Annotated in this window: 7 protein-coding genes and 1 pseudogene; 6 read left to right on the top strand and 2 right to left on the bottom strand. The window is 59.6% G+C overall.

Annotated elements, in window-relative coordinates; all coding sequences use genetic code 11:
- Positions 1-3: 3 nt before the first annotated feature.
- A pseudogene (locus BLR05_RS18760) lies at positions 4-553 on the bottom strand (transposase); the annotation flags it as partial.
- A gap of 151 nt (positions 554-704) precedes the next feature.
- On the opposite strand from BLR05_RS18760, the gene BLR05_RS18765 reads away from it, so the two are divergent.
- The 6 genes from BLR05_RS18765 (at position 705) to BLR05_RS18790 (ending at position 7,531) form a co-directional block, all read left to right on the top strand.
- Positions 705-1,253, top strand: a complete 549-nt coding sequence (locus BLR05_RS18765) for a sigma-70 family RNA polymerase sigma factor (RefSeq protein WP_092837250.1) — start codon at positions 705-707, stop codon at positions 1,251-1,253.
- Entirely contained in the window at positions 1,250-2,257 is a 1,008-nt protein-coding gene (locus BLR05_RS18770; protein WP_092837253.1) for a FecR domain-containing protein, read from the top strand. The genes BLR05_RS18765 and BLR05_RS18770 overlap by 4 nt, the downstream gene beginning before the upstream one ends.
- Before the next feature lie 96 nt (positions 2,258-2,353).
- Positions 2,354-2,680: a hypothetical protein gene (locus BLR05_RS18775; RefSeq protein WP_092837256.1), complete on the top strand. Its 327-nt coding sequence runs from the start codon at positions 2,354-2,356 to the stop codon at positions 2,678-2,680.
- A 35-nt stretch (positions 2,681-2,715) separates the two neighbouring features.
- The gene (locus BLR05_RS18780; protein ID WP_225979365.1) at positions 2,716-4,350 is read left to right on the top strand and encodes a PepSY-associated TM helix domain-containing protein; all 1,635 of its coding nucleotides are present in this window, start codon (positions 2,716-2,718) and stop codon (positions 4,348-4,350) included.
- Positions 4,347-4,676, top strand: a complete 330-nt coding sequence (locus BLR05_RS27660; protein ID WP_092837262.1) for a DUF3325 domain-containing protein — start codon at positions 4,347-4,349, stop codon at positions 4,674-4,676. The genes BLR05_RS18780 and BLR05_RS27660 overlap by 4 nt, the downstream gene beginning before the upstream one ends.
- A gap of 194 nt (positions 4,677-4,870) precedes the next feature.
- Complete coding sequence (locus BLR05_RS18790; protein WP_092837265.1) at positions 4,871-7,531, top strand: FepA family TonB-dependent siderophore receptor; 2,661 nt, start codon at positions 4,871-4,873, stop codon at positions 7,529-7,531.
- Between the two features lie 240 nt (positions 7,532-7,771).
- Here BLR05_RS18790 and BLR05_RS18795 read toward each other — a convergent pair.
- Positions 7,772-8,039: integrase core domain-containing protein (locus BLR05_RS18795; protein ID WP_143015956.1), on the bottom strand; the 268-nt coding region annotated here is incomplete at its 5' end.

Consider the following 8,039-nt stretch of genomic DNA (forward strand, 5'->3'; position numbering starts at 1 on the left):
AAATCAACCATCGAGCGCGAGCCTGCTGAGCAGGATACGCGCCTCAGCGAGCCAGACCCAGGCAGTGGAGATCGAGGTCTTGCGATCGTGGTGCATGACCATGCGGCGCCAGCGCTCATTCCAGCCATGTCCTGCCTTTGACTTTTTTGCCTGCGTCGTAGCCGCAGTCGCCGCCCTGCGGTGATGCGCGGTTGGACTGCGCATCGATGACGGCCGCACTCGGTTGGGCGGCGCCACCCATGCGGGTTCGCCATTGTTGGCGCAGCCGGTCCTGCATCTGCTCGAAGGCGTCGACTTCCACCCATCGCATGAAGGCCTTGTAGACCGCCTGCCACGGCGCGAAGCTCGACGGCAGGAGCCGCCAGGAGCCGCCAGTGCGCAGCACGTAGCAGCAGGCGTCGACCAAGTGCCGACGCTCGTAGCAGGCTGGCGCACCGCGGCTGCCTCCGGGACGCTCGAAGAGGTCCGCGACCAGGCTCCATTCGGTATCGGTCAGATCGGTGCTGTACTGGCCTGTCTCACGCCGGTGCGCTGCGGTGTCGCCATGGCGCTTTGCCACGGCGACCGGGGCAACTGGCTTGACGGACTCACTCGGGAGTCCAGACGGCAGCAGGCCGCGAGGACTGACCAGGCGCTTTATTGCGAATAGAAGTCATTCCTGTATACTTGGACTGGTAGAAACCCGAACCCTTCAACGTCTGCGCATGGCTTCTCAGCAGTCCCAGGGCGTCGCGGCGTTGTACTGTTCGCATCATTCTTGGCTGCAATCATGGCTAGAGCGCAGGCTCGGGCATGCCGCTGATGCGGCAGATCTGGCCCAGGATGCTTTCATACGCCTCATTCGCTCGCCACTCTCATTCGAGAATCCTGGCTCCGCTCGCTCATACCTGAGGAAGCTGGCCGGCGGCCTTTGTGTAGATCTTTGGCGTCGCCGCCAAATCGAACAGGCATGGTTGGACACGCTGACATCCCTGCCCGAGGACCTCGTTCCTTCGGCAGAGCACCAGGCGATCGTGCTACAGACAATGGGAGAGATTGACCGCATGCTGAACGGGATCTCCGCCAAGGCGGCTACCGCATTCGTGCTGGCGGTGGGATGCGAGATGACCGACAACGAGGTCGCGGAGCAGGTAGGAGTCTCGCCGCGAATGGTGAGAAAGTACGTTGCGGCCGCCATGGCTCATTGCATCGCCTTGGAGATCCGAGCCTCATCGTCGGCAGGCAACACATCTGACAAGCATCCAGAACTGTGAAGCCACTCAACGGGTCTTTGGACACAGCTGGTGACCACCTGCCTGGCGAGCTGCCACACGAGGTGATTGAATCTGCTGCGCAGTGGTACGCAGAGCTCCGTTCCGGCAACGCCTCCGAGAAGCAGGAGCGCGACTTGGCTGCCTGGTTGGCCCAGAACCCATCCCATGGTGCCGCATGGAGCTATGTCGAGCGCATCAGTCAGCGGTTTGAGCCCATCCGCGGATCAGAATCGAAGCGCGAAATTGGCGAGTCCTATGCGAAGGCTTCCAAGAGGCAGTCCAGGCGGCGGTTCCTTGCGCTGCCTGCCATTGGCGCGGCTGTTTTTGGAGGGCTTCTATGGAAGCGCGAGGCTGTTCAGGGGCAGATTCTCGCGATGGCCGCGGACGTTCGAACCCGGACCGGAGAGATTCGAGAGCTGCGGTTGGATGAGCACTCAGCACTCTGGCTCAATACCGCGACAGCTGCTAATTATGCACTGCGCTCCAGCGAAAGCCAGATTGAAATGGTGGCGGGCGAGATACTGGTGCATGCAGAGCCGGGCCACAGTCGCATGTTCTCTGTGGAGGCTCCTCACGTGCGGATGACGGCGCGCGGCAGCCGATTTGGCGTCCTCTCTTCTGACGAAGGAAGCCTCATTTCCGTGTATCACGGAAGCGTTTCGCTCTCATTCGGCACAGAACTCGGAGAGCTGACGCTGAAGGCTGGCCAGCAACTGCGCGTCTTGGGCGATACCGTTGGATCGGTCGTTGCAGCGCATCCGGCTCGCGAAGCCTGGATCCACGGAATGCTTGTTGCCCAGGACGACCGGTTCTCCGACGTAGTGGCAGACCTGCGCCGGTACAGGCGAGGCCACCTTGCGCTGTCGCCTGACGTGGCCGATCACCGGGTGGTCGGAACTTTCCCTCTCAACGATACGGACAAGGCCCTGGAGATGATGGCCTCTGTGTTGCCGATTGCGATCCACCAGCGGCTTCCCTGGTGGACCAGTATCGAAAAAGCTTGAGACGACCGGTCATGTGAGTTCCGCTTTTCTCCATCTCGTTCGATTAAGGAGATGGAGAACTTGCGCCGCGCTTTCCCCGGGGGAAGTGCCAATCACATGAAAAACCCTCTCAACGACCTTCCTCTCATCAATCGGGTTAGCCCGTATCAGTGGTCAGTGCTGGCCCGCGTGTTTGCGGGAACGATCGGCGCCTACCTTGCCTCGGCTCTTTCGGCCTATCTGTTGGCCATGGTTTACGTGGCCGCAGGCTCCTCAAGAGCAGATGCGGTGGCCGCTTCGACGCTCCTTGCGTTTCTCATTCAGGTCGTGGCCGTTGTCATGGTCTTCGCTTGCAGTTCAACGCTGAAGGCGGTCAGGAGCATCGCCATTCTTCTGGTCATCCTGGCCATTGCCGCCTGGATCAACGCGCCGATTCGACCATGAGAGCAGACGGAAAACCTGAAGGCCTCCGACAGTCCATGTCATGGCTTCATACCTGGAGTGGGCTGGTACTCGGTTGGCTGCTGTTTGCGATCTTTCTGACTGGTACCTTGAGCTACATCCTCGATGAAATCGACGTATGGATGCAGCCTGGGATGCATCAGTCCGTTCCGACTGCTGCGACGCCGCAACTGGCCGTCGACACTCTCAAGGAACTGGCACCGAATGCAAGTAGCTGGACGATCTCCCTTCCAACGCCGAGGCAGATCGCTCTTGGTGTTTCCTGGACCGATCCCGGCGCTGAAGCGGCATCCAGTCAGGTCGGACGTGGCCGCGGGCGGAACGCTCGTCTCATCGAGTTAGATGCATCTACAGGTGAGAAGCTGACCAGGCGCGAGACCGCTGGCGGACGATTCCTCTACCGCTTCCACTTCGAGCTGTACAACATGCCTCGAAATTGGAGTCGCTGGATCGTCGGCATCGCGACCATGTTCATGTTCGCTGCCATCGTGAGTGGTGTCATCACCCACAAGAAGATCTTCGTCGACTTCTTCACTTTCAGGCCAGGTAAGGGGCAGAGGTCGTGGCTCGATGCACACAACGTGACGGCCGTTCTTGCCCTGCCATTCCACATCATGATCACCTTCAGCGGCCTTCTGCTTCTGATGCTGACCATCATGCCCTGGGGTATTCAAAGCACCTATGGCGACGTGAAGACCTATTTCGCGGAAAGCCGTGGAGGACATGGTGCGGGGGGGGCTCCAGGCGGAGGCGGGGCGCGTGGTACCCGCCCGGCTGACACTGAGCCGCAGGGCTGGGTGGAGATGGCCCCTGTTGGTCCAATGATAGTGACTGCACATCGGCGCTGGGGTGGGCAGGATGTCGCGAGCATCACAGTTACTCGACCAGGAAAGTCGGGATCCACTGTCGAACTTCGTGAGGCTGGCGGCTCAAGTTTGCTCGATCGCGGCAGCAGCCGCAGTATGGTTCTGGACGCCGACACGGGCCGGGTTCTGAGCGAGAAGCGAGCAGATGCTCCGTCCGCTTGGGCTGCAACGGTGAACGCCCTGACAACGCCGCATCTGGGCCGATTTGCCGGTCCGGCGTTGCGGTTACTGCTGTTCGTGAGCGGACTCATTGGAGCGGCGATGGTCGCGACAGGGATGGTGCTTTGGCTCGTGAAGCGGAGCCCGACCTATAAGGCGAAAACCCGACATGCAGGGCACAGGTGCGTTGAGATTCTCAACGTCGCTGCCATAAGCGGGCTACTCCTGGCGGTAGCGGCGTATTTCCTGGCGAGCCGATTCATTCCATCCGGCTTCTCCGAAAGAGCAGCCTGGGAGATCCGCTCCTTCTTCATCGTCTGGGTGTTGAGCCTCGCCCATGCAGCTCTGCGATCGCACAAAGCGGCCTGGATTGAGCAGCTGGCGCTCGCTGCTATCGCATTCGCGTCGCTGCCGCTGGTTAACGGTTGGACAGGAGGTGCGCCGTTGACATCTAGCGTGCGGAACGCGCAGTGGAGCCTTGTGATATTCGAGGTATCGATGCTTGTGTTGTCCGCAGCTTGCATCACGACCGTGTACTTCCTGACGCGGAGATCCAAGAAGGTGCCGACCAGCCCTAAGCGTCAGACAGCTCAGAACGGTGCGGAGCTTCTAGAGGTGAATAAATGACTGTCTGGCTTGTGATTGCTGTGTCCTTCTGTGCCTTTGCATGCCTGGGTAGTGCAATGGAGAGGCACGTGGACGACGTCCTTCGTGGGGTGGGATCCCGCTGGTTGAGGCTCTTCCTGCGCTCATTTGGCGTCTTCCTGCTCACAGCAGCTCTGCTTCTTTGCACCAGGAGTGCTGGGACCTCAGTGGGGATAACCATCTGGCTCGGCGCACTCACCGTCGCGGCCTGCACGGTCGCGATCTTCATGACCTATGGAGCTAGATGGCTCCCATATGTAGCGCTCACTGCTATGGCAACCGCTGGCGGCCTCGTCTGGGCAAAGTGACATCAACAAATGCGTCGTTGCTCCATTTGCAGTTGCGAATCAGTTCCGCATTTCTTGAGGTCGTTCGATTAATACATGAAGGAGCGATGTGAAAAACCTGTGGCCTGGCTTGCAGGTTGCCTAAGCAGCACGCAAGGCTCCCTCATTTGAGTGAGATATCACTCCACAACCATCAAAATCCACTGGAGAGTTGCATGCGCAGCGAGTATCTGCACCGTCGGGACGTGACCGGCGGATTCATTAAGCCATCTGTTCCACACAACCGGGCTCCCATTGCCTTGGCCGCACACCTCCTAGTAGCGGGCGGCATTCTGGTTATGAGCGCAATGCCGGCAGATGCATCGGCCCAGGGGCGTCAAGATCGCCGAGGCTCGCGTGGCGATCACAACGTTGATGACCGCAAGGCCTACTCGATCAACGGAGGCGCACTCAGCACGGTGCTGACGCAATTTGGATCTTCTGCTGGGGTCTTCATCGTCAGCACATCTGATTTGACCGCGGGCAAGGTCAGTCCTGGGTTGAGGGGACGCTTCAGCGTGGCCGAGGCGATGGATGAGCTGCTCTCGGGCACCGGACTAGAGGCCGTTGAAGACAGTCCGCGCCAGTATCGTCTGCGCAGCATCGCAACTGTGACCGGCGCAACTGTGCCTGCGGCCGCCGCAGCAGCTGCCAGTCAGCTGTCTGACGCAAAGGTACTGCCGACGGTGACGGTTACTGCTGAAGAGGCTCTTCGCCAAGCGCCCGGCGTGTCCCTCATCACCGCGCAGGACATCGAGAAGCGCCCCCCGGTGAACGACATGTCTGAGCTCATCCGGACTCAACCAGGTGTGAACCTGACGGGCGCCTCCTCCTCGGGCTCCTATGGCAACAACCGTCAGATCGACCTGCGCGGCATGGGGCCGGAGAACACCATGATCCTGATCGACGGTAAGCCCGTCATGTCTCGCAATGCGGTTCGCATGCAGCGCAACGGCGAACGCGATTCTCGGGGGGACTCCAACTGGGTGCCCGCCGATTCGATCGAAAGCGTTGAGGTTATTCGCGGCCCCGCAGCTGCTCGCTATGGCTCTGGCGCTGCGGGCGGCGTGGTGAACATCATCACGAAGCGTCCCACGAAGGCATTGCAGGGCTCTGTCACGACATACTTTGATGCTCCCGAAGACAGCCTGGAAGGCAGCACTCGCCGGCTGGGATTCAACCTTGCGGGCCCCGTCGCCGAAGGTCTCAGCTTTCGCGTGTACGGGAATGTGGCAAAGACGGACGGCGACAATGCGGAGTTGAATGCCGCAGCCTCGGGCATCGCAAACAACGGAACGACATTGCCTCCAGCGGGTCGAGAAGGTGTTCGCAATCGCGATCTGAACGCCTTGCTGCGTTGGGATATCAATCCTGATCACACAGTGGAGTTAGAGGCAGGCATGAGTCGCCAAGGCAATATCTACGCTGGCGAGCGGCCGGTCTCAGCAAACGGGACGGCACTGGAGTCTACGCTTGCTCACGCTGGCGCTGAGACCAATATCATGCATCGCAACACGGCCTCGGTTACGCACCGCGGCAAGTGGGGCGACATCGGCACTTCGCGCCTAGTGTTCCAGTATGAAGGCACACGCCGCGAGAACTATCCGCTGGATCAGTTCGGCGCTGGTGGTGATATATCCAACACCAACGAGATGATCCGCTCGGAACTGGGCAACTACTTCGTGAACGGAGAGCTCTACACCCCCTTGAAGATCGGAGGTCTAGAACACGTGCTCACCACAGGTCTCGAATGGAGGAAGGAGAAGCTCGACGATCCGAATGCGACATCAGGAACTTCAAGTGCGGGAACGGTCCTCGTGCCCGGGCTGCCAACAACGGGCACGCGCTCCGGCAAGATCGACGCGCAGAGCTTCGCCTTCTACCTCGAGGACAACGTCAGCGTCACGGATAAGCTCGTGCTTACTCCCGGCGTTCGATTCGATCACCATGATCAGTTTGGAACCAACGGTAGCCCAAGCCTGAACACCACGTATGCCCTCACGCCGGAGATCAGCCTCAAGGGTGGCATCGCGCGTGCATTCAAAGCACCGAATCTATACCAGACGAATCCGAACTATCTGTTCTTCTCTAATGGCAACGCCTGTATGGCGGTGGATGGTGCTCGACCGAATGGCTGCTATATCCAAGGTAACCCAGACCTGAGACCAGAGACCAGCGTCAACAAGGAAATCGGGATTGCGTTCAATGGCCGTACTGGCGTTGATGCAGGCCTGACCTACTTCCACAACGATTACAAGAACAAGATCCACGCTGACGTCTGGGACCAGACAGGTAGCGACATTCCTGGCGCGGGACGTGGGGCAGGATCCGGTGCGCTTTATCGTTGGGTCAATGCCCGCCGAGCGATCGTTAGAGGCTTTGAAGGCAATCTCACCATCCCTCTTCTGGGAGATCGTGGTGGTGACCTCAAGTTGCTGAACAACCTGACGTACATGCTGGAGAACAAGAACTCGGACACAGACCAGCCCCTGTCGATCATCCCAAAGTACACCATCAATAGCACCCTCGACTGGCGCGTCAACAGCGATATTTCCGCTCAGCTCACCGCGTCCTTCTATGGCACGCAGAAAGCCCGGACTCGCAGCTCAGGCTACGGTCTGCCTGTGACCGGAGATCAGGCGCACAACGTATCTGCATATGCCATCTACGGCCTCGGCATCCAATACCACACAGCAAGGAACTACCGTGCTTCATTCGGCGTCAAGAATCTGTTCGACAAGCGACTCTACCGGGGTAGCACGAGCGATGGAGCGGGCGCCAGCACGTACAACGAAGCAGGCCGTTCATACTACGTGACCTTGACGGCCTCGTTCTGAGAGCGTATAAGGACGCCCCGGTTTGCCAAGCCTTCAATTCGTGATGCCAGGAAGGTCAAGATTGCACGCGTATATCCGGACTTGTATGGCAGCACGTTGCCACGGTCCCTGATGGAATTCGCTAGCCAAGGTCCCATCGGCTAAGCGCACTCTAGGTGCTTTACTCTTATCGGACTGTCTTGGTGACCTGCCCCCTTCAGCCGTGCCAATGTTGAGTTAGCGAGTCCAAGGGTTTGGAGATTACTTGATCTCCGGTTGTTGCACAGCATCGCCAGTGCGCTGGCGATGCTGTGCGGCGAAACTGGCCGGCGGTATGCGCCCCAGTGAGCTGTGCGGGCGTACTTCGTTGTAGTCCCGCCGCCATCGGGCAATCTCCTGCCTGGCCTGTGGCAGTGACTCGAACCACTGCTCATTGAGGCACTCATCCCTGAACTTGCCGTTGAAGCTCTCAATGTAGGCGTTCTGCGTCGGGCAGCCTGCGTCGTTGAGCAAGTGCCGAACGCCCCGG

Origin of the sequence: Paracidovorax cattleyae, from assembly GCF_900104515.1 — a bacterium.
GTDB classification, from domain to species: domain Bacteria; phylum Pseudomonadota; class Gammaproteobacteria; order Burkholderiales; family Burkholderiaceae_C; genus Paracidovorax; species Paracidovorax cattleyae.